Below are 21249 nucleotides of genomic sequence, written 5' to 3' on the forward strand. Positions count from 1 at the left end.
TTATCAGTCGTCTTTGAGAACCAGCAACAGGTTGGCATTAGTCGCCAGTATTCTGTCATTACCCACCATCAGCGCGGCAGACAGGCCGTCACGCAGATGACGGCTCATGCTGAATTTGCTGTCATTTTTATAGGCCAGGATGCCGCAGATGGACAGCGCTTTAATCACGATTTGTGGCAAGGCCTGGGTCGCGTCCACTTTCAGATTATTCATTTTGAGCGAATACGCAATCGAAGAAAGCGGGCCGGTAGCGGCATCGCTGGCAGCGGATAATTGTTCGTATTCAGTCAGGCAAGCCTGTACTGAAGTGCGCAGGCTTTGCAACATGCTGACTAATTCCGCCAGTCGCAGCGCCGTTGGCGGCACGGTGCCGGGATTGGATCTCGCTTGTCCGCGTACAAAGCTGCGTGCCTTGTTGACCGCCGCAGTGGCGCAGCCCAGCCAGCAACCGCCCCACAGCAGATGCGATACCGGCACTACAGTACGCGCAGACATGTCACCGAAAGGCACTTCCATAATCTGATCGCGATGGCCGCTGGCTGTCATCAGGAAGGGCGGGCTGCAAGTGCCACGCATACCCATGGTATCCCAGTTTCCTTTTTGCTCCAGCGTGTAATCTGCTTTGCGCACCAGAATCAGCGACTGATCGCTGTTGGCAGCGTCAGCATGGCGGCGTGCCGTAACCATCAAATCATCAGCCTGGGCACCATAGGAAATCGTGGTCGCATCTTTCACCAGACTGAATTGATCGCCATTGAGCTCGACTGCGCAACGGCTGCGGCGCATTTCGCCACCGACACCGACTTCCGAGGTCACCGAAGCAATCAGATACTGATGCTTCACCAAGTCCTGCAGATATTGTCGGTACCAGGGGTGATCGGCAGCATGTTCGACCAGGGTGATGACCTGAATCTGATGCATCGCGAATATCATGGCGGTGGCGGCACACTGACGCCCCAGAATTTCACAGATCTCCACTAATTCACTCAGGCTGGCACCTGCGCCACCGAGTTCAACCGGTATATAGGCGCTCAGCAATTTTTCTTGCTTTAATGCGTCTATCGCTGCTTGTGGAAAACGTGCATCACGATCCACTGCATCCGCATGGGGTGCAGCAAAGTCTTTGGCTATCAGGCGCGCTGTTTGAATGAGTGAAGAGGTTTGCATGATCAGGCGCTCAATTCTTCAACTGCAGCATGAATCGCATTGATACTTTCAAATACGCTGCGTTTCAGCATACGGTCAGGGAATTCCAGATCGAAAGCGTCTTCGAGCGCCAGCATCACATTCACGCTGGCGTGTGAAGTCATGCCAGCTTCATACAAATCTGCATCATCAGACAGACTGTCGATGTCAGTGCTGAATTTACCTTGTTCTTTAAGAACCTGACGGATTTTTTCTTTACTCATGGTGTAACCTTTTTAGCGTTGAAATGGGAGGGGCGATAAACTTGACGCGGTCTGCGACCTTGAGTCTGCCTGGTTTGCCGGGTTGCAATTACCGTGGCTAACGCATATTCGTGCTCGTGACTCAGGCTGAGCGAGCAATGCAGGATGCCTGCCTGTCTGGCGAACAGAGATGCCGGTGGGTGCAAGCGGATAGAAGGAGACTTTCCTGCTGGACGTATTACTTCAATTGCACGCCACGGGAGTGCGCTGTTTTTGTCCAGACCCAGGATTTTCATCACGGCTTCTTTTGCAGCAAAACGCGCTGCGAGACTGGCGTTGCGGCGTTCTGGTATGCCCGCACAGTCGTTTAATTCAGCGGCGCTGAAAACCTTGTCCAGGTAGCGTTGGCCGAACTGAGAAATGGCCTTGCCGACCTCAGGTATCCATACCAGATCGTTTCCTACCAGCAAACTATCATCCCGCTTGGCCTGTACATTACGGCAACAGCGAATTGAAAAATTGGAGAAAACCGGAGCGCTGTACATGGCAGCCTGCGAAAGTGTAACTGAAAGTAATAGGATAGCCGAATAGCAATTTCTTTTAGTTAAAAAATGTCAAGTTTTAATAAAAAAAAGACGAATTAATTCTAATAAGAAATTAACTCGTCTTTGTTTTTTGTTGACTCAGGCAGTGCATTCGCTTTTTATTTCCATGTGGAAATTAATTGTGCCCAGCGCGGAATAAGTTTGCTCCGCTGCCTTCCGTTTCAGAGCTTGTTGACGCTCTCCAGCAACTGATCCACAAAATCCCCATCCGCATCATTAAAGCGCAGCCGCACCGGATACCAGTTGAGTCCAGGTGCGAGCCAGATATCGAGTTGCTGATCTTTGGAGTCATGCGGTGGCGCCTTGCTGATATGGATGCACTGGTATTCTCCGAGTGCTGTGCGGATGGTTTCTGTACCAATAACTTTGAAGGTCCAGGTTTCTGCATCGCGGCGGCCGGCAACAAACATTTTCCATTCGCTGCCTGTCGTGAAGCGCGCACTGGCGGCCCTGGCCTGAGCCACCAGTTGCCAGGTCGCGCTGCTGCGATCCTGTTCCCCGCCTTTAATCGGATAGGTTTCAGCTGAAGCGCTGAATTTTATTTTTTTATTCTGGCGTTCAAAGACAGTCTGGGTTTCGGGCTTACCGAAGCGTTTCTCTGTGAACAGTTCCGGTGCCAGACCCTGTTCATCTATGCTACCCTGACTGCTGGTGTTGAGGATTTTTCCAACCAGTACCGCACGGGTTTCGCTCTGTATGCTGTATTTTCCATCTTGCTGTTGCCAGCGCACCAGCGCTGAGCCGCCTATGTTTAAGCCGCTTTGTCTGGCCTTAATGCTGTATTGAAGTTCTGCCGCAGGTGCCAGCTGGGTGGCTGGAAAACTGTCTGCTGCTAACGCTGCCAGACTTTGCCAAAGACATATACCAAGCAGACTGCGGATGATTGCGTGAGACATCAGGAACTTCCTTTCTCGGGGTTGAGGATGGCGGTCACATATTGACTGGTGACCGTACCATTCGATTCAGTATTACGGATTTGCACCGGATACCATTGCCAGCCTGGAGCCAGCCAGATTTCCAGCGTGGAATTATATTTTCCGGCGCGCGGCGGACGGATGATATGCCAGGTCTCCAGCTCGCCCATGCGGGTTTTCAAGACTTCTTTGGCCTGTACCTGAAACAGGAATTCCTGCGCCTCGCGGTCTTCAGCCACCTGTACCCGCAATTGCTGTCCAGCCTGAAATAACTGCGGTGAACCTTTACCAAGTGCACTCAGTTGCAGGAAAATACTGGCACGGTCTTGCGCGCCAGCCTGTAAAGCGGTGCTGCGGTTGCTGGATGAGAAACTGATGGTCTGGCTGTCGTGTTGAAAATGGGTGGCGGTCTCGCTGCGGTTACGCCGTTTCTCACTCATGGTCTGCGGCTGTAAACCAAATTCTGTCCAGTTTCCCTCGCTTTGCATCTGATACAAATTTAATGTAGTGAGCAACAAATCAAGCCCGGCCTGGACTTTCACCTGATAACGGCCATTCTGAATATGAAACGCAATTTCACCCACCCCATAAACCGGATTTTTTCCCGGACTTTCGCTGACCAGCTTAGTCTTTAATACGGCGCTGTCCGGTGCTATCGCCGCATAGCCATGTAAGCTCAGACTTTGATCAGATTCGGTCAGTGGTGTCAGCACCGTGACCGGATCGAGCGTGATACTGCTGCTGAGCTCATTGAGTTGATGGAGCGAACCGGTTTGCGCACTTGCTTCCGATACCGTACTTGCAGCGCCGATATTCTCGCTCAAGCTGATAATGGCCGCAGGTGGTGCAGGCATGGCCTGACTGCGCGCTGTGATCTGGGGCTGTTTACTTTCACCTGCAGGTGCACGTGGTGGTGGAGTCGGCGCAGCCCTTGCTGTAACTGTTGGCTTGACAGTCAGTTGCACCGTCACTGGTGCCAGCTTAGGGCTGACCGCTGGCGCAGGCCGTATGGCTGGTGCACCCCATTGCCACAGCAGCAGATGGCCCGCCAGCGCCAGGCCGGCAAACCACAGGTAGTACATGCATCCGGGCGGCGTCGCGCTCATCATCTGGCTGGGTGTGAAAGACATACGCGCAGTGTAAACCGAGTTAGTTCTGATCGCGATCAGAATTTTCCTGAGACTTCATGATGGCGCGTCAGGGTGCATGACATGCTCCCGACTTGAGCTTTCATAGTTGACGGACTGTCATTGCTGGTGCAAGATGAAATCTGCTCTTATGTCTGCTGCAGTGCTGTACTCCGCTGTATGCGGCTATCCATGATACTAACCGGAGTAATCCATGCAAAATCCTTTTACCGGCGCAGAAGCGCCTGGCCTGTCTCAGATGGCTGACCCGCTGGGTTTTATTAAAAAGCTGTGGGGCAGTATGCAGGTACCTGGCATGGTCACGCCACCGATGTCGCTCGATGAACTGGATAAGAAAATTCAGGATTTGAAGACAGTGGAATCCTGGCTGAATGTGAACATGAATATGCTGCGCGGTACCATACAGACGCTGGAAGTGCAGCGCGCCACGCTTGCTGCCTTACAGTCTCTGGGTGATAGTTTTGTACAGCAAACGCGAGAGGCGCAGCAGGCTGCCGCAGAAACCGCCGCTGCGGCCAGTGCCGGAGCTACATTTTCGAACGCAGGCTGGCCGATGTCAGCGGCCAGTGACAAGAATGCTGAAGCAGCCAGTGACAGCAGCAATGAGGCATCGCCTGCCGCAGCCGCAAAAGCAGCCGATGCCGCTAATGCAGCGGATGGAACGCACGCAGCAGACACCGCAGCCAGCCGGGAAACATCTACAGCTGAAGAGTCCGCCAACGCATTTTCTAATCCTGCGGTCTGGTGGAATTTGCTGCAGGATCAGTTTAAGCAGGCTGTCAGTAAGGCGATGCAAGCTGAATCCGTTAGCAGCGAAAGCAATGCAGCAGAAGCGCAGCCGGAAGCTGAAAAAAAATCGCCCTCAGTCAAACCAGCCGTTAAGCCCGCCAGCACGAAGAGTGCGAACACTGCCAGGCCAGCTGCGGGCAAAACGGCGGCGCGTGCAAAAGTCAGTAAAGCCAGTTCAGCAAAACCTGCATCAGCAAGCAAAAAGAGCGGCGCCGCCGCCCCGAAAAAAACGCAGAGCCGTTCCGCTGCCAGCACCCAGATTAAAACCAGAGTACCGCTCAAGACTAAGAAGCAGTCTGTGAAATAATCAAATAAGCAGCTCAGCAGATCAGCGAACGGCTGATTAGACATGGAAAAAACGCTGGTTTAGCTCAGCATGCGCTATCCAGCGTTTTTTGTATCTGCTTCAGTTCTGTGCTGCGCTCAGTGCCGCTTTCAGATCGCTGTCAGTCCAGTTCAGCGTACGGCTTTCTTTCGTCGCTTCACAAGTAATGGTCAGCTGGCTCAGGCTGATCAGTTGTACGCTCACATTCACACAGGCTGTGCTGCTGCCACCGACGGCGACATTGTATTTACCGGCGGTAGGACGGGTCGTCATGCCATTGGATTCAGAACCAAATACGATATTGCCCAGATTGACCACACGATTTGCCGCGCCATTATTACGGGTATAGAAAAACCCATTGGCGATGCTCAGACTGCTGCCAGTATTGCTGGCATTGCCTGCTACTGCGGTCATACTGTAATTGCCAGTGCCCAGGCTGAAGCTGGCAACACCGCTGCCGATCTGGGTCACATCTTTACTGCTGTCGCTGGTGTCATCGGTGGCGGTGAAGCTGGCGCTGCTGATCTGGTATTGGGTCACCGCCAGATTGTCACCGACATTCACCTTGATCGCGCCGCTGCTTTGGAAGTTAAGCATTTTAATGCTGCCGATCTGATTAGGCACACCGCTGAAGGCACCCTGATACGCGTTATCGGCCGGGAAGCGGCGTATGCAATTGTTCATGCTGGTGGTGCCACCGGCATAGCTGACGCTGCCACCCTTAGGGCAATTACCGGTGTTGCCGGCAATGACGGCAAAATCATGCAGGCCTGCGACCATTTGTGATGCAGTCCAGCTCTCAGCAAACACTTTCAATGCCTCGGTCAAACCCGCAGAGCTGCCTGCACCCGAACTGCCGCCAGAGCTGCCACCTGAGCTGCTGCCGCTGGAACCGCTGCTGTTGCTGCTGGCATTTCCTGCATTGTCACTGCCGCCGCCACAAGCGCTCAGTGCAGCGATCAGACTCAGAATAAGCAGGCTGGATGGAATACTTTTTTTCATACTGTCCTCGTTGTGAATGAATCAGAAATAATGGGTCTTCATTCGCTAAGACGGTGTAGCGAGAAAAAAAGCGTCACAGGCTCTGATTTTTTTCCAAGGCTTGCTGTAATGCTGTGCGGGTTTGCTGTTGCCAGACACTGTCGGCAGGATCATCCATACCTGCACGCATTTGTAATGCGAGCCTGAAAGCAGCGATGGCTTGTGGATATTGCGCACGCTGCAAATAAATCCATCCCAGCGCTTCTTGCAAATTCACGCTTTGACCACGCCAGTAGTCAGCTTGCTGCGGTGTTTGCAAATCCTGATAGTCAGCCTGGATGCGTCGTAAGTCTTCATCTGTTTTGCTGACGGGCAGGCGTGCCAGTTCGCGCCAGGCCAGACTGCGCGAATAATCAGCACGGTTGTTTGCATAGCTGATGCTCTGGCGATAGAGTTGAGCGGCCAGTGCAAAATCCCGCTTGCGCAGTGCAAGCTCACCCTGTACCAGCAGACCGCCAAGTGCGCGTTTTTTTTGATCTGGCCAGTATTGTTCACGTAATTGCTGGCTGTGGCGCACATGTTGTTGTGCGAGTTCAGTCTCGCCCTGCATGGCCCAGGCTATGCCACAGTGATCGGCTGCCATTAAACGCAGTCGCGGATAACTGATGGTTGCCTGCATATCGATGTTGCGGCAGACTTGCAGCATCTGTGCCAGATTACCTGTTCTGAGCAAAAGCCGTAAATAACCGACCTGTGCGCTCTCCAGATAGTCGGGTTTTTGGGTGCGCCATTCTGGTAGCAATACAATGTCATAAGCGGTGCGCGCCTGTTGCAGCGCCTCGGATCTGCGCGTTGAATCGGCCAGTACATTCGCGATATACAGTCTGGCTTCCGATACGCGGTAATGATGTTTGCCCCAGACCTGTTCCATATTGTGCATGGCCTGGATCGCGACCTGGCTGGATTCGGCCGGGCGTCCGAGTTTATCCAGACAGATCGCCACGCCCTGACGCGCTTCCGCAGTTTGCCAGTTATTTTCGCCGAATTCCAGCAGCCGCACTTGTAAGGCTTCCTGATACGCGGCCAGTGCCTTGTCGGTCTGGTCAGAATTCAAATAGGCCATCGCCATACTGACCAGTGCATAGCCCAGCTCATTCCGGTTTGCACTGTTGCGTGCCAGTGTGATGGCCTGTTCCAGATGCTGGAAAATCCGTGGGTCATTCGCTGCATATAATTTGCTCGCACATTGCCCGGCCTTTCTGTGGGCTTGCGCCAGTTGCTCGCCGCTGGCTGCTGCATGCCGGAATATAGCCAGTGCCTGCGTAGTTTGCTGACACGCGCGCTGATGCTGACCGACACTGGCCAGCCAGTCCACGCTGTCGATCAGTGCATTCGCATACTCACTGCTTTGCTCTCCATACACCTGTTTTGCCAGTGCCAGATTATGCTCATATAGGGTGCTGGCTGCGTCGCTCAGACCAAGCTGAATAGCGAGTTGGCCCAGATCATGAGTCAGCTTGCTACTTTCGGTAGGCAGTGCAGAAAAATCCCTGACGGCGTTTTGTATGCCGGTTGCGACCAGATCTTTCAGACTCAGATCGCGTCTGGCCAGGTCAGGGTCCGGTTTTTGTTCAGGATTAAAAATACGCAGCACGAATTGATACATGGCTTGCGCACGATCCGCCTCCTGCCGTGCCTTATTCGCCTGAAACAGCGCGATTGCACCGGTGCTGAGTACCACGCTGAGTAACAGCACACTCAAGGCAGTCAGCGCGCGATAACGCTGTACAAAACAGCTACTGCGATACCAGAAATTGTCTGGCCGCGCACTGACGGGTTCCCGGTTCAGATAGCGGCGCAAATCGCTGGCCAGCGCATGCGCAGTCGGATAGCGCAGCTCAGGCGATTTTTGCAGCGCTTTATGCAGGATGGCGTCCAGATCCCCCTGCAATTGCTGACGCAGTTTACGGTCATTCGCACGGCTGGACGCAGACGCAGCCGGCTGCTGCAAAATGGCATACTCGAGCGCGCGTCGTGAACGGTCTTCCGGCTGATATGGACTATGTCCAGTCAGCAGTTCGTAGAGCACCACACCGAGTGAGTACACATCGGTGGTAATACCGACTTCTTCGCCGCGCAGCTGCTCCGGCGACGCATAGCGCCAGGTCACGGGCTTGCCCTGAATTGCTTTGATACCTGTCAGTGCCTGTGGTTCGTCACTGTGATCTGCCTGCAAAATATGGGCAATCCCAAAATCCAGCAGACGTACATACCCTTCGCTGGTGACCAGAATATTGGAGGGTTTCAGATCGCGGTGTACCACCAGACGCGAGTGAGCGTACTGCACAGCAGAACAGGCCTGCACCATCAGTCTGACCCTTGCAGCTGTATCCAGCCCCTGGCTGTGACACCAATCCTGGATATGCATGCCTGCTACATATTCGAGTGCGAGCCAGCTTTGCTGAGCGTTATCCATACCGGCATCGTACAGACGTGCAATATGCGGATGTACCAGTTGCGCCAGGATGTCGCGTTCGCGCGCAAAGCGCTCCACTACCCGTTCTGACAGCGTATCGGCATGCGGTAATTTTAAGGCGACTTCGCGCCGGAACTCGCCTTCTTTGACTGCCAGCCAGACGCTGGCCATGCCGCCTTCACCGAGTTTGCGCAGCAGGCGCCAGGGGCCGATCTGGCTGTCAGGCTGGTAATTGCGGCGCAGGCTCAGGCTGCCGTCATCCGTCAGCGTGATTTTCGGAATCGTCGACATGAAATCGTCTTGTTCCGCTTGCCAGTGTGCCTGTGCCAGGCTGTACAGACGCGCGCGCAAGTGTTGCTGTGGCGGCGGCAGATGTTGCAGGAATTCGCGCTGCTGATCTGCGGAGAGTTCCAGCAGTTCATCGAGCAGGGCAGAGAGGATGTGCCAGTCTTGCGTCTGGGTGCTCAAGGCTGAACTCCGCTTAGTTTCCGTTGTGTCTGGATTTGCATATGGCTCATAACGCACTGACCTGCAAAAAAGCGCCATCGCGTGAAAAAAAAGAGCATGGGCGACGAAGATAGGCTAACAGTTTGGGCAGATGGCTTAGCGGCGCAAAGCTTCATACAGCCAGGCACGTGCTTTCAGCCAGTCACGTTGCACAGTACGTCTGGCGATGCCAAGGAATTCAGCTGCTTCTTCCTCAGTGAGACCGGCGAAATAGCGCAATTCGACCAGCTGGGCCAGCCGTGGTTCCAGTTGTTCCAGTTCAGACAAGGCTTCATGGACACGCAATAGTTCAGAGGTATCGGGATGGCTGATGATCAGCTCTTCATCGAGCGAAATATGATCCACGTCACCGCCATGCCGCTGCGCCTGACGTTTGCGTACATAATCGATGACTATTGTACGCATCGCTTTGGCGGCATAGGCCAGAAAAAAATGACGCTGAGCGCCTGGTAATTGCTGCAGATTCTGTAAACGCAGCCATAACTCAGCGATCAGTTCCGTGGTGTTGAGCAAGGTCAGATGACCGCTACGGCGCAGACGTGATTTCGCGAGCTGACGCAAATCCGGATAAATCATTTGCATCAGGCGCCCGGTCGCGTCAGGATCACCCAGACGTGCTTGTTGGAATACCGTGGCAAAGTCCTGCATAGCGTGTAAGCAGATTAATAAAATGGCTATTGTATCGGACTTCACTGTCTGATCTCATATTCTGCGCGCCGGCTGTGGTACATCCTGCACGTTTGGCCCCAGGTCTGACCTGAGATTTGGTGAATCTGCGCAAATAAGGTATGTTCACGCACAATATGGCGTTACCCGGATAGAGCGATATAAGCGGGCTTAATTTACACCTTAGACGAACAATGAAAATCAGACTGATACCGCCTTTATTTAGTCGTATTCTGTTGCCAGCGTTTGTAATGCTGTTTGTGCTGCTGACTGTTATCAGCGGAAGTGCCCGCGCACAGACGAAGCCGGTAGCGCTGTTTTTGCAGGAAAATCTGGATATCCATGGAACGCAGTTACCCATCGATAAAGACCTGGAAAGAATCCTCATTTATTTCGAACGCGAATCGGGCTTGCGTTTTGACTGGCGTATGTTGCCCTGGAACCGCGCCCAGATGTTGGGTCGCAATGGCGATGGCATCGTATTCGGACTATCCAAATCACCGGAACGGCTTAAGTATTTTCAGTTTTCCCAGCCTGTCGTGAGTGAAAAAATCTGGGCCGTTACCTATGGTGAACCACGTCAGAATTTCCGTACGCTGGAAGACTTACGAGGCAAAGTGGTGAGCATAGGCCGGGGTTTCAGTCATGGGATGGATTTTGAAAAAGCCAGGAATGTAGTTTTTACGGTGCAGGAGGATTCGGCTTCGTCTGGTGCGCGCTTCAAAAAGCTCATGAATAAACGCAGTGATCTGATGCTGTGGCCAGTCCGCCAGCTGAATACTGCGGCGCAGGTCGAGGATTATCTGAACAATAAACTGATCCCTGGTTTCAATGATCCGGAATTGAAGGGCAAGCGTTTTCATGTGTCGCAAAAGCCTGTGTTCTACGATACCGTGCATTTTGCGGTCGCTCAGGGCCAGTATCAGGAAGAATTAGCCCGGCTCAATGAAGTAATACGGCGCGGTACTGAGAGTGGCGAGCTGCCGAAGCTGATGGCTAAGTTTTATTAGTAGCTTGAGCTAGCTGCTGCAAAGTCTGTAAGGCCTCTTTGGTCCAGGCAATGCGGCCTTCTTCATAGGCGATACCGGCTTTCAGGATCAGATAATGAATCTGCGCTTCGCGCCCGGCTTCGAGTGCGCTGAAATCGCGCTGTTCAATAGCGCGGTAAGTGGCTAATTCCTGCTCATGTAATTGCAGTCGTTTTTCCAGTTCTTCCAGCATGCCCAGTGGCCCAACCGCCGCATCTGCCCTGAGTTTCAGCATCAGTTCATCCCGCAGGCGCAGTGGCGCGCTGCTCTCGGCAGCCCAGCGTTGTAATTCAGCACGCCCGGCTGGCAGCACATCAAATTGCTTTTTACCGGCGCGACCACCTTCGACTTCACTGGACGAAACCCAGCCCTGCTGCTCCATCCGTGCCAGCTCACGGTAAATCTGCTGATGCGTGGCATGCCAGAAATAGCCTATCGACTTATCAAAGCGACGCGCCAGCTCATAGCCTGAGCAAGGCTTTTCTATGATCGAGGTCAGCAGGGCGTGTTGTAAAGACATGGATGGACCTTAGAGTAAGTCTTCGAGGTGGTGTGGCTACATTTTATATGCAACTGGTTGCATAAACAAAATTTGTTCGCTATTCTGCCATCCACAGTCAGAATACTTCGCTCTATCGTTCATACCAGCTCGGCAGGTGTCGCTCATCAGCGCAACATCCGCTGCGGTATTCGTTCTGACCGTATTAACCCTTCGCGCTGTCGCCATAGCGATACGGTACCTGGAATGATTGCAGAGCGGCTGCGCATGCCGCCTGCATCCTCCTGCTGCCATAAGACTGTGGCTGTGGCCCAGACTCATTGAGGAAAACCCATGGCATTCTATCCCCACCTGACCAAACCGCTGGACCTTGGCTTTACGACTTTACCGAATCGCTTACTGATGGGCTCCATGCACGTGGGGCTGGAAGAAGTGGACAATGGCTTCGAACGCATGGCCGCCTTTTATGCCGAGCGTGCACGTGGTGGTGTGTCGCTGATCGTCACTGGCGGTATCGCACCGAATGAGCGTGCGCGTCCTATGCATGGCGGCGCCATGCTGACCACGGAAGAAGAAGCCAGTCATCATAAAATCGTGACTGAAGCGGTGCATCAGGCCGGTGGCCGCATCGCTATGCAGATCCTGCACTTTGGCCGCTATTCTTATCAGCCTTCACTGGTGGCACCAAGCGCCCTGAAAGCGCCGATCAATCCTTTCACACCGCATGCACTGAGTACTGCCGAAGTTGAAGAAACCATCAGTGACTTCGTCCGTTGCGCCGGTCTGGCGCAGTTCGCTGGCTATGATGGCGTCGAAGTCATGGGTTCCGAGGGTTACCTGATCAATGAATTCATCGCTGCGCGTACCAATCAGCGCGATGATGAATGGGGTGGCGCATATGAAAACCGTATCCGCTTCCCGGTAGAAATCGTGCGCCGTATCCGTGAAAAAGTCGGCCCGGAATTCATCATCATTTACCGCCTGTCCATGCTGGATCTGGTGGAAGGCGGCTCGACGCTGGAAGAGGTGATACAACTGGCGCAAGCGATAGAAGCGGCCGGTGCCACCATCATCAATACCGGTATAGGCTGGCATGAAGCGCGTATCCCGACGATTGCGACCAAAGTACCGCGCGCAGCGTTTGCCTGGGTCACCAAAAAACTCAAAGGCCATGTCTCGATTCCGCTGGTCGCGACTAACCGTATCAATACGCCGGAAGTGGCTGAGCAATTGCTGGCAGACGATTATTGCGACATGGTGTCGATGGCGCGTCCGCTGCTGGCTGATCCACTGTTCCTGCGTAAGGCCGAGCAAGGCCGTGCCGATGAAATCAATACCTGTATCGGCTGTAATCAGGCCTGCCTCGATCATACCTTCGGCGGTAAACTGACATCCTGCCTGGTCAATCCACGTGCCTGCCATGAAACCGAAATCATTGATGCGCCTGTGACACAGGTTAAACGCATCGCGGTAGTCGGTGCAGGACCGGCCGGACTGTCGTTTGCAACTACAGCCGCCAAGCGCGGACACAGCGTCACTCTGTTTGATGCTGCATCCGAAATCGGCGGACAATTCAATATCGCTAAACAAGTACCGGGCAAGGAAGAATTTTACGAAACCCTGCGCTATTTCGGTAAGCAAATAGAACTGACCGGCGTACAACTCAAACTCAACACTAAAGTCAGTGCAGATGATTTGCGTGACTTTGATGAAGTGGTGCTGGCAACTGGCATCACCCCGCGTGTACCTCCTATTCCGGGTATCGATCATCCTAAGGTACTCAGCTATCTGGATGTATTGCGCGATAAAAAAGCCGTTGGTAAATCGGTCGCGATTATCGGTGCTGGCGGTATCGGCTTTGATGTGGCGGAATACCTGAGCCACAGCGGTACCAGCCCTAGTCTTGATCCGGCCAAGTTCTTTGCTGAATGGGGTGTGGACACCAGCTATCAGCAGGTAGGTGGTCTGACCACGCCACATCTGGAAGCACCTGCGCGTCAGCTGTTCCTGTTGCAGCGTAAAACATCTAAAGTCGGTGACGGTCTGGGTAAAACCACAGGCTGGATACATCGCACCGGTTTGAAAAACCGTCAGGTGCATATGATCGCCGGTGTGTCCTATGACTGCATCGACGATGCTGGTTTGCATGTGACGGTCAATGGTGAACAAAAGCTGATCCCGGTCGATAACGTGGTGCTGTGTGCTGGTCAGGAACCTAAGCGTGATTTGCAGGCCGGTCTGGAAGCGCTGGACAAGAAGGTGCATCTGATTGGCGGTGCGGACGTGGCGGCAGAACTGGACGCCAAACGCGCGATTAACCAGGGTACACGTTTAGCTGCTGTGATCTGAGTCGCGTATTTATCATCCGCTAAACACGTAACAAAAAAGGGAGCGCAACAGCGCTCCTTTTTTTTCATGCCGGACTTTTGCTGTCCTGACCGCATGCCTTTACTCAGGCATTGGCTGCTGCTTTTTTATCGCGTATCAGCAGATATACACCGATCAGGAAACCCAGTACGCTCAGGCTACATACATAATAAGCCGGAGCAAATCTCTCGGTTTTCAGCCACAGCGAGACCATCATCGGCGTCAGACCACCGAAGATCGCATAGGCCACGTTATACGAAAACGACAGACCGGTAAAACGCACGGTGGCCGGAAAAGCATTCACCATCACATAGGGTACCGCACCGACCAGACCAACTGAAAAACCAGCCAGTGCATAGGCGCCGTACAACGTGGACGGGTCTTGCAATACCGTAGAGTAGAAATAGTAAATCACCGTGCCAAGCAGGCTGCTGCCCAGAATAAAGGTCCAGCCGCCTCCGATTTTATCGATCAGCCGTCCCGCCAGTATGCAACCCAGTGTGAGTGCAATTGTGGCCAGCGAGTTCGCCTGCAAGGTCACGGCCGGTGCCAGTCCCAGCTGCTTTTGCAGATAGGCTGGTGTCATCAGTATCACCACCACTATCGCGGCCGATAACAGCCAGGTCAGCAACATCGATAAGACGACGGCGCTTTTATGATCCCTGAGTACGGTTTTGAGCGGGAACTCTGCTGCCAGCGCTTTTTTCTCTTGCAGTTCTTTGAACACCGGCGTTTCATGCAGCCAGCGGCGCAGATACATCGCGATAAAGCCAAACACACCGCCGACGATGAAAGGAATACGCCAGGCCCAGGCTTCGATCTCAGCCGGGCTGTAGCTGGTGTTAATCAGTGTCGCTACGATAGAGCCCAGCAAGATACCGGCCGTCAGTCCGGCAGTCAGCGTGCCGCAAGCATAGCCGGTATGCTGACGCGGCACATGCTCTGCCACAAACACCCAGGCACCCGGTACTTCACCACCGATCGCAGCACCCTGCAGAATGCGCAAAGCCAGCAAAGCCAGCGGCGCTGCGATGCCTATCGTTGCATAGGTCGGCAGCAGACCCATGGCAAAAGTGGGTAAGGCCATCAGGATGATACTCAGGGTGAACATCTTTTTACGCCCCAACAAATCACCGAAGTGGGCCATGATGATGCCACCCAGCGGACGTGCCAGATAGCCGGCTGCAAAAATACCGAAAGTCTGGAACTGACGTAACCATTCCGGCATATCAGGCGGGAAAAACAGCTTGCCGATGACGACAGTAAAAAAGACGAAAATAATGAAGTCGTAAAACTCCAGCGCGCCGCCCAGTGCAGCTAATGCCAGTGTTTTCATATCCTGTCGGTTCAGTGGCCGTGCGGCCTGAGAGGTACTGCTGATTGCCATTGCATGTCTCCTGGTTGGAATGGCTGCGCTTGGGCAGACAGACCATCAGCAGCGTATTGCAGCCTCAGGTGTGCCTTGCGCAGTGTCGTATTGGCAAAGCAGCATAACGAGGCTGACCCAGAATTGCAATCGTGGATACATGCAAGATTTTCACGCCAGCCAGTGCTGCACCAGGCGTCATCGACAAATTTATTGATTCGCCGCTTTTTTCAGCAGGCGCATCAGGCCACCAAGAACCGGTAATTTTTCATACAATTCTTCAGCCGCATCCCAATAATCGCGGTGCATTTCAACCTGACCCTGCGCATTGAAGCGTACGTGAGTCGCACCGCGTATGCATTGCTCTGCGCGGTCAAATCGCTTCATACGGAAATAAAATTCCCAGCACAAGAAGGCCGTATTGTCCTGTAATACGGTGCTAGTGACTTTAAAGCGCGGCTGATCGACTTGCACAAACATGTGCTCAAAAATGCGCGTGATGGCCGGCAGGCCACGCACTTCATTGAACGGGTCTTTAAAACTTGCATCCGCACTGTAAATCACAGTGAGCTGACTCACCGTCGCCGGGCTGATGTGTTCAAAAAACTGTACCAGGTTATGCAGACTGGTCTGATAAGACATGTGCTACTCCGGGAAAAATGGACATGTGTAAGGCAAATTGCTTCAGCGCTGAGATCTGTCGGCTGAGAACCCTGCGCATAGCTTAAAGTCCTGTGACTTTATGCACCAGATAAAAATAACTACGGTACGGCAGTATGCGTGCCAGCCGCAACCAGTTGGTGAAACGGTGAGGAAAATGGATATGAAAATCACCGCGTTCCATGCCCTGTACAATCGCACTGGCCGCCTGAGGCGCCGTCATCAGCGCGGGCATCGCAAAGTCGTTGTTGGCGGTCAGCGGGGTATCGACAAAGCCGGGATTAATCATATACACCGCGATATTTTTAGGACGCAAATCCAGAAACAGGGACTCACATAAATTGATCACCGCCGCCTTGCTCGGACCATAGGCCAGCGCCTTAGGCAGACCCGACAGACCAGCGACTGAACCAACTATGCCTATGCCGCCTGATTGCTGTCTGAGCAGCTCAGGCAACACCACATCGAGGCAATGATAAACCCCGCGAATATTGATATCGAGAATGCGGTTAGCCGCACCCAGATCAAAGCTGTCTGCCCGCATTTCATTGTAGGCACCAGCCACAACCAGCACCAGATCGATGCCCTGCCATTGCTGCATCAGACGCGCATGTACCGCGCTGACACTGGCTGCATCGGTGATGTCCAGCGGTGCCACACAGGCAGCGGAAAACGGTGCCGCCAGCAATTGCAGTGCAGCTTCGTTGCGCGCTGATACGGCGACCCGCGCGCCACGCTGTAGCAACAGGCGTGCGGTTTCAGCACCGATACCGGTTGAGGCACCGATAATCCAGATGCGCTTTCCCTGCCAGTCGTGGATGCGCGGGTTCATGGCCGTGGTCCGTCGCGTTTAGTGAAAGACAGGGTCACGCTGCCCAGATGCACACCGAACTTACTCATTTGTGCGCGGTTCAGCATCACCTTGTCGTCCATCTGCACCATCAGATCATCAAAATCGACGTTGATGATGCGTCCATCCACCGGTAAGGCCAGCACATAATTCCAGTGCAGAGTATTACCGGAAACGATGCCTTGTGCTTCACCCACGACGTCAGGCGCAGTGCCAGTGAAGCGGCCAGGTCCGGTTTTTTTCAGCGTCCAGATGCGGGTTTGTTTGCTGCCATCGGAATAGCTGAAATCTTCATGCAGGGTGCCGGTATCACCTTGCCAGTCGCATTGCATGACGACGGTAAAGCGTTTCACGATTTCGCCTGAGCGGTTTTGAAACATGCCCCAGGCATCCAGCTTGCCATTGAAGTAGCGCTGTAAGTCCAGCACTGGCTGTTCCTTCGCATACAGCGCGGGATCATAAGTGCTGGCGCAGGAGCTCAGCAAAACGGCCAGCGTCAGTGCGCCAGCCAGCTTCAGGCCGGGCAGCGCCCATGTGCGTTGCGGACGTGTTTTCATGTGCGTTTCCTTCAGCCAGTCAGTGAGCGTGTTCAGAATCAGGGTGTAGTGCCAGCGTTGTTGCCATTACCGGCCAGTAATTGCTTGCGTAAGGCCGGTGCGGAGGTATTTGTATGCAGCCAGATCGCAAAGAAAGCCTGTGCAAATTCGCTGTCTTTGACTTCAGCGAGCAGTTTTCCATCCAGATAAAAACGTGCGCCATTTGGACCATCATAGATGCCGGTGATACGCGTGCCTTCTTTCACATCCGGGAAGATTTGCTGCATAGTGCTCAGCCATTGTTGCCGTTTTTCCGGTGTGCCGACCTGCAGTTTTTCCATTTCATCCAGACTGGCTTGCGCAATCTTTTTACCGACCAGACTACGCGCATAGCGCAAATCCAGCGCATAGCGTTTCAAATCGGGACGCCAGCCTTCCGGGCCTGTCCACAGACTGGCCTGATAGATCGCCAGTCCAAACCAGCGGTAGCTGCCGCTACCGGACAGCCGCGCCTTGCCTAACTCTTGCTGGATATGGGATGGTACGCTTTCGCTCTGGGTCTGCGCTGTAGCCGGAGTTTGCCCCTGAGTCTGACTGCTGGCATGCAGCGGACTGAAGCAGCTAAGCAGCAGCAAGCCAGTTGGCAGCCAGCGTCGCAGCAAGGCTGGCCGATGAGTGTGTATGGGTTGCGGTTTCATCGTTTGCGCAGTGTGAATTGAGCGACATCGATATTCCCGGCGCGGAAGCCGGCTTCGCAATAGACCAGATAAAATTCCCAGGTTCGCAGGAAGGCCTGATCAAAACCCTGAGCCCGGATTTCCGGCAATTTTTCGAGGAAGGCCAGCCGCCATTCCTGTAAGGTTCTGGCGTAATCCAGCCCGAAGGTAAAGGTGTCTTCCACCTCCAGACCGTATTCCTTCGCCAGTGCGTGGAAGCGTGCGATGGAAGGCAGCATGCCGCCCGGGAAAATATATTGCTGGATGAAGTCAGTGCCGTTGCGATAGCGTGTAAACAAATCGTCGGCAATCGTAATGCTTTGTATGCAGGCGCGGCCGCCACGCTTCAGGTTACGCTGCAGGCAGGCGAAATACGAAGGCCAGTATTGTTCGCCGACCGCTTCAAACATTTCTATCGAGGCGATTGCATCAAACTCGCCGCGTGCATCGCGGTAATCAAGTATTTGCAGATCGCTTTGCGCATGCAGTCCGGCACGCTGCAGCCGCTCGCGCGCAAAATGCAATTGCTCGGTAGAGAGTGTCAGCCCGGTCACGTGGGCACCTGCTTCACGCGTCGCCATTTCAGCAAAACCACCCCAGCCACAGCCAATTTCCAATACCTTGGCGGAAGCTGGCAATTGCAGCTGATTCAGGATGCGCCGGTATTTCATGAGTTGTGCATCATGCAGATTGCCGACCTGATCGCCATCGAACAAGGCACTGGAATAGGTCATGGAAGGATCCAGCCACAGCCGGTAAAAATCATTTCCTATATCGTAATGCGCATGAATATTTTTCTTGCTGCCGGTGCGTGAATTACGGTTGAACAGATGCTTGATGCGATACAGCAGGCTGCCCCACCAGGTGCCGTAAATCACCGATTCCAGCTGCGTCCGGTTGCGTGTGATCAGCTCGATCAGGCCGACCAGGTTTGGGCTGTTCCAGTGCCCGGCGATAAAGCTTTCGGCAAAACCGATATCGCCAGACTTCAGTACAGAACGTATCATTTGCCAGTCATGCATATGCAGCTGCACATGACGGTTGCCATCATCGGCACGTCCAAAACAGGCACTTTGCCCGTCGGGAAAATGCAGGGTCAGGCTACCGTGCTCCAGCTTGCTCAACAGGTTCAGTACGATACGCATTTCAGCCGGAAAGTGGCTGGTATCCAAATGGGCGATGGCCTGGTTTGCGCTGGACAGGGTGGGGTGTAGACTGCTCATCGGCTGACCTCTTGTTGGGGTGGACTGGGTTTAGTAAAAAAAGGAACGCGCTTGATCCACAGACGCAAAGCCTGCCAGTGGATACGCCACATGACAGCTAAAGTCATCAGGGGATAGCGCAGCATGACAAAGGCGATGTGGCGGTCACTGAGTGGCCCGGCCTGCCCGGATACGCTGGTGAGTAATAAAGGACCGGCGGCATCGTCGTAATCGATTTTCGCCAGATAGCGCGCTGCGGTTTGCGTTGAATCTGCAGCCTGCATTTGCTGTGTTGCTTGACGGTGCAGGAAACGGAAACGATAGCGTCCCTGCACTTCGCAGAATGGCGACACATGGAATACTTTTTCAGCCTGACTTTCCTGACCATTTGTCAGCGCGGCATCCTGCGCCAGTAAATACACATGCTTTTCACCGAAGGTATTATTCACCTCGCACAGAATCGCGCGCAATGCACCGTCCTGACGGTGACAAAACCAGAATGAGACTGGGTTAAACACATAACCGAAAACACGCGGAAAGCATTGCAGCACGATCTCACCATCGGCATCATGTATGCCATGCGCATGCAGTAATTGCTGCGCCCAGGTCAGCAAGGCACCCTGACCATCGCCGTGATCGCGGCTGTAAAACGACAGGCAATTCCAGCTGTTGAGTGAGAACAGGCGACAGCCGGTATCTGCGCTTTGTTGTTCCAGATTTTGCAGTGGTATGCGCAGAAAAAACACGCCGTAACGGAAGGCATGCACGGCAGGACGCAAGCGCTGATGGATTACCACGCCGCGGCACAGTTCTATCTGACTCGCGCCGCGATTGGCTGTGGTGTGCGAGTTATCCATAGTCGCTCTGGCTTCCATATTCAGATTCAGGCTGCGGCCGACCAGGTGTCGCCAGTTTCAGAAGAAGCGACACGCGCCAGGATGTTTTTCGCCACATATAGTCCCGATTTCAGGCCATCTTCGTGGAAGCCATAACCTGTCCAGGCACCGGCAAACCAGGCTTGCCGCTGGCCTTGTAATTGCGTCAGTGCCTGTTGTGCAGCAACGGCTTTGCTGTCAAATACCGGATGCGCATAGTCGTAGCGTGCCAGTACCTTATCTGCTGCCGGTTCACGGATAGGATTGAGCGTCACGATAATCGGCGTCTCACAAGGCAACGGTTGCAATTGATTGATCAGATAGTGCACACAGACACGTGGTTCAGCCCCATTTTCGCTTTCATAATTCCAGGCCGACCAGGCTTTGCGGCGCGTCGGCAGGAAGCTCGCATCGGTGTGCAGTACCGCGTGATTTGGCTGATAGCCAACCGCCGACAACACGCTGCGCTCTGCGCTGCTGGCATCTTTCAGCAAGGCCAGGGTCTGGTCGCTGTGGCAGGCGAAGACGACCTGATCAAAGCTTTCCATACCGCGTGTTGATTCAACGATCCAGCTGCGCTGCGCATTTTGATACACCGCATGGACCGGCGTTTTCAGATAGCTGTTGCTGATCACAGGCAGCATTTTTTCTACATACTGGCGCGCACCGCCTTTGACGGTTTGCCATTGCGGCCTGTCATTCACTTGCAGCAAACCGTGGTTATGGCAGAAATTGACAAAGGAGGACAAGGGAAACGCCATCATGGTTTCGGTGGGGCAGGACCAGATGCAGGCCGCCATAGGCAGCAGATACCAGTTTCGGAATTCGTCGCTATAGCGATGCTGATCGAGGAATTGTCCCAACGGTGTGTGGAATTCTTGCTGGCTGGCCGACTGGGCGAGTGCAGTCGTCTGTTGATTGAAGCGCAGAATATCGCGCAACATGCGCAGAAAGCCGGGATTGAACAGATTTCTGCGTTGTGCAAACACGGTATCCAGATTGGCTCCGGCCCACTCCAGCAAGCGTCTGCCTTGCGGCATTTTGACCGAGAACGACATATCGGTTGCCACAGTCTCTATCTGCAAATCCTGAAACAGCCGCACCAGATTCGGATAGGTTTTGTGATTAAACACCAGGAAGCCGGTATCGACGCCGAAGGTTTTGCCTTCCAGATTGACATCGACAGTATGCGTATGTCCGCCAAAATAATCGTTTGCCTCAAACAGGCTCACCTCAGGTTTGACTGCAAGTTTTGCCTTGGACAATTCGTAGGCGCAAGACAAGCCGGAGATGCCGGAACCGATGACAGCGATTTTCATAGGGGCAGAGATCGTTGTTGAAGTTTCATTAT

20 protein-coding genes are annotated in these 21249 nt (G+C 53.7%); 3 read left to right on the forward strand and 17 right to left on the reverse strand.

Features of this window, described 5'->3' with window-relative positions; genetic code table 11:
• Positions 1-3: 3 nt before the first annotated feature.
• From H8K43_RS10830 to H8K43_RS10850, 5 genes are all read right to left on the reverse strand, one after another.
• Positions 4-1167, reverse strand: a complete 1164-nt coding sequence (locus H8K43_RS10830) for an acyl-CoA dehydrogenase family protein (RefSeq protein ID WP_186903853.1) — start codon at positions 1165-1167, stop codon at positions 4-6.
• A 2-nt stretch (positions 1168-1169) separates the two neighbouring features.
• Positions 1170-1409 carry an acyl carrier protein gene (locus tag H8K43_RS10835; protein ID WP_186903854.1) on the reverse strand — a complete coding sequence of 80 codons (240 nt, stop codon included), beginning with the start codon at positions 1407-1409 and terminating at the stop codon, positions 1170-1172.
• Positions 1406-1933, reverse strand: a complete 528-nt coding sequence (locus H8K43_RS10840) for a holo-ACP synthase (protein ID WP_186903855.1) — start codon at positions 1931-1933, stop codon at positions 1406-1408. Before H8K43_RS10840 ends, H8K43_RS10835 begins: the two co-directional genes overlap by 4 nt.
• Before the next feature lie 221 nt (positions 1934-2154).
• A complete protein-coding gene (locus tag H8K43_RS10845) occupies positions 2155-2889 on the reverse strand; it encodes a DUF3108 domain-containing protein (protein ID WP_186903856.1) in 735 nt (244 codons plus the stop codon).
• Positions 2889-4037, reverse strand: coding sequence for a DUF3108 domain-containing protein (locus H8K43_RS10850; RefSeq protein WP_186903857.1), 1149 nt, complete (start codon positions 4035-4037; stop codon positions 2889-2891). Before H8K43_RS10850 ends, H8K43_RS10845 begins: the two co-directional genes overlap by 1 nt.
• Positions 4038-4248: 211 nt before the next feature.
• Between H8K43_RS10850 and H8K43_RS10855 the strand changes: the two genes are divergently transcribed.
• The gene (locus H8K43_RS10855) at positions 4249-5151 is read left to right on the forward strand and encodes a PhaM family polyhydroxyalkanoate granule multifunctional regulatory protein (RefSeq protein ID WP_186903858.1); all 903 of its coding nucleotides are present in this window, start codon (positions 4249-4251) and stop codon (positions 5149-5151) included.
• 99 nt (positions 5152-5250) lie between these two features.
• Here the strand turns inward: H8K43_RS10855 and H8K43_RS10860 are convergent, their stop codons facing one another.
• The 3 genes from H8K43_RS10860 to H8K43_RS10870 all read right to left on the reverse strand — a co-directional run bounded on the left by H8K43_RS10860 (position 5251) and on the right by H8K43_RS10870 (position 9781).
• Positions 5251-6171: a hypothetical protein gene (locus H8K43_RS10860; RefSeq protein WP_186903859.1), complete on the reverse strand. Its 921-nt coding sequence runs from the start codon at positions 6169-6171 to the stop codon at positions 5251-5253.
• A 73-nt stretch (positions 6172-6244) separates the two neighbouring features.
• On the reverse strand, positions 6245-9094 hold the full coding sequence (locus H8K43_RS10865; protein WP_186903860.1) for a serine/threonine-protein kinase: 2850 nt from the start codon (positions 9092-9094) through the stop codon (positions 6245-6247).
• A 135-nt stretch (positions 9095-9229) separates the two neighbouring features.
• Positions 9230-9781, reverse strand: coding sequence for an ECF-type sigma factor (locus tag H8K43_RS10870; protein ID WP_186903861.1), 552 nt, complete (start codon positions 9779-9781; stop codon positions 9230-9232).
• 212 nt (positions 9782-9993) lie between these two features.
• Between H8K43_RS10870 and H8K43_RS10875 the strand changes: the two genes are divergently transcribed.
• Entirely contained in the window at positions 9994-10809 is an 816-nt protein-coding gene (locus H8K43_RS10875; protein WP_186903862.1) for a substrate-binding periplasmic protein, read from the forward strand.
• Here the strand turns inward: H8K43_RS10875 and H8K43_RS10880 are convergent.
• The gene (locus tag H8K43_RS10880; RefSeq protein WP_186903863.1) at positions 10796-11347 is read right to left on the reverse strand and encodes a PadR family transcriptional regulator; all 552 of its coding nucleotides are present in this window, start codon (positions 11345-11347) and stop codon (positions 10796-10798) included. The genes H8K43_RS10875 and H8K43_RS10880 overlap by 14 nt on opposite strands.
• A 312-nt stretch (positions 11348-11659) precedes the next feature.
• On the opposite strand from H8K43_RS10880, the gene H8K43_RS10885 reads away from it, so the two are divergent.
• A complete protein-coding gene (locus tag H8K43_RS10885; protein WP_186903864.1) occupies positions 11660-13675 on the forward strand; it encodes an NADPH-dependent 2,4-dienoyl-CoA reductase in 2016 nt (671 codons plus the stop codon).
• Between the two features lie 103 nt (positions 13676-13778).
• On the opposite strand, the gene H8K43_RS10890 is transcribed toward H8K43_RS10885, so the two are convergent.
• From H8K43_RS10890 to H8K43_RS10925, 8 genes are all read right to left on the reverse strand, one after another.
• Positions 13779-15080, reverse strand: coding sequence for an MFS transporter (locus H8K43_RS10890; RefSeq protein WP_186903865.1), 1302 nt, complete (start codon positions 15078-15080; stop codon positions 13779-13781).
• 189 nt (positions 15081-15269) lie between these two features.
• Complete coding sequence (locus tag H8K43_RS10895; RefSeq protein ID WP_186903866.1) at positions 15270-15701, reverse strand: nuclear transport factor 2 family protein; 432 nt, start codon at positions 15699-15701, stop codon at positions 15270-15272.
• A gap of 82 nt (positions 15702-15783) precedes the next feature.
• Positions 15784-16551, reverse strand: coding sequence for an SDR family NAD(P)-dependent oxidoreductase (locus H8K43_RS10900; protein ID WP_186903867.1), 768 nt, complete (start codon positions 16549-16551; stop codon positions 15784-15786).
• Positions 16548-17126 carry a DUF3833 domain-containing protein gene (locus H8K43_RS10905; protein ID WP_186903868.1) on the reverse strand — a complete coding sequence of 193 codons (579 nt, stop codon included), beginning with the start codon at positions 17124-17126 and terminating at the stop codon, positions 16548-16550. The genes H8K43_RS10900 and H8K43_RS10905 overlap by 4 nt, the downstream gene beginning before the upstream one ends.
• 38 nt (positions 17127-17164) lie before the next feature.
• Positions 17165-17803, reverse strand: a complete 639-nt coding sequence (locus H8K43_RS10910) for a chalcone isomerase family protein (RefSeq protein ID WP_186903869.1) — start codon at positions 17801-17803, stop codon at positions 17165-17167.
• Positions 17800-19044, reverse strand: a complete 1245-nt coding sequence (locus H8K43_RS10915; protein ID WP_186903870.1) for an SAM-dependent methyltransferase — start codon at positions 19042-19044, stop codon at positions 17800-17802. The genes H8K43_RS10910 and H8K43_RS10915 overlap by 4 nt, the downstream gene beginning before the upstream one ends.
• Positions 19041-19880: a DUF1365 domain-containing protein gene (locus H8K43_RS10920; protein ID WP_186903871.1), complete on the reverse strand. Its 840-nt coding sequence runs from the start codon at positions 19878-19880 to the stop codon at positions 19041-19043. The genes H8K43_RS10915 and H8K43_RS10920 overlap by 4 nt, the downstream gene beginning before the upstream one ends.
• 26 nt (positions 19881-19906) lie before the next feature.
• The gene (locus tag H8K43_RS10925) at positions 19907-21217 is read right to left on the reverse strand and encodes an NAD(P)/FAD-dependent oxidoreductase (protein WP_186903872.1); all 1311 of its coding nucleotides are present in this window, start codon (positions 21215-21217) and stop codon (positions 19907-19909) included.
• Positions 21218-21249: the final 32 nt, after the last annotated feature.

The sequence above is a fragment of the Cognatundibacterium curvum genome, from assembly GCF_014284235.1.
Taxonomy (GTDB): Bacteria; Pseudomonadota; Gammaproteobacteria; order Burkholderiales; family Burkholderiaceae_D; genus Undibacterium; species Undibacterium curvum.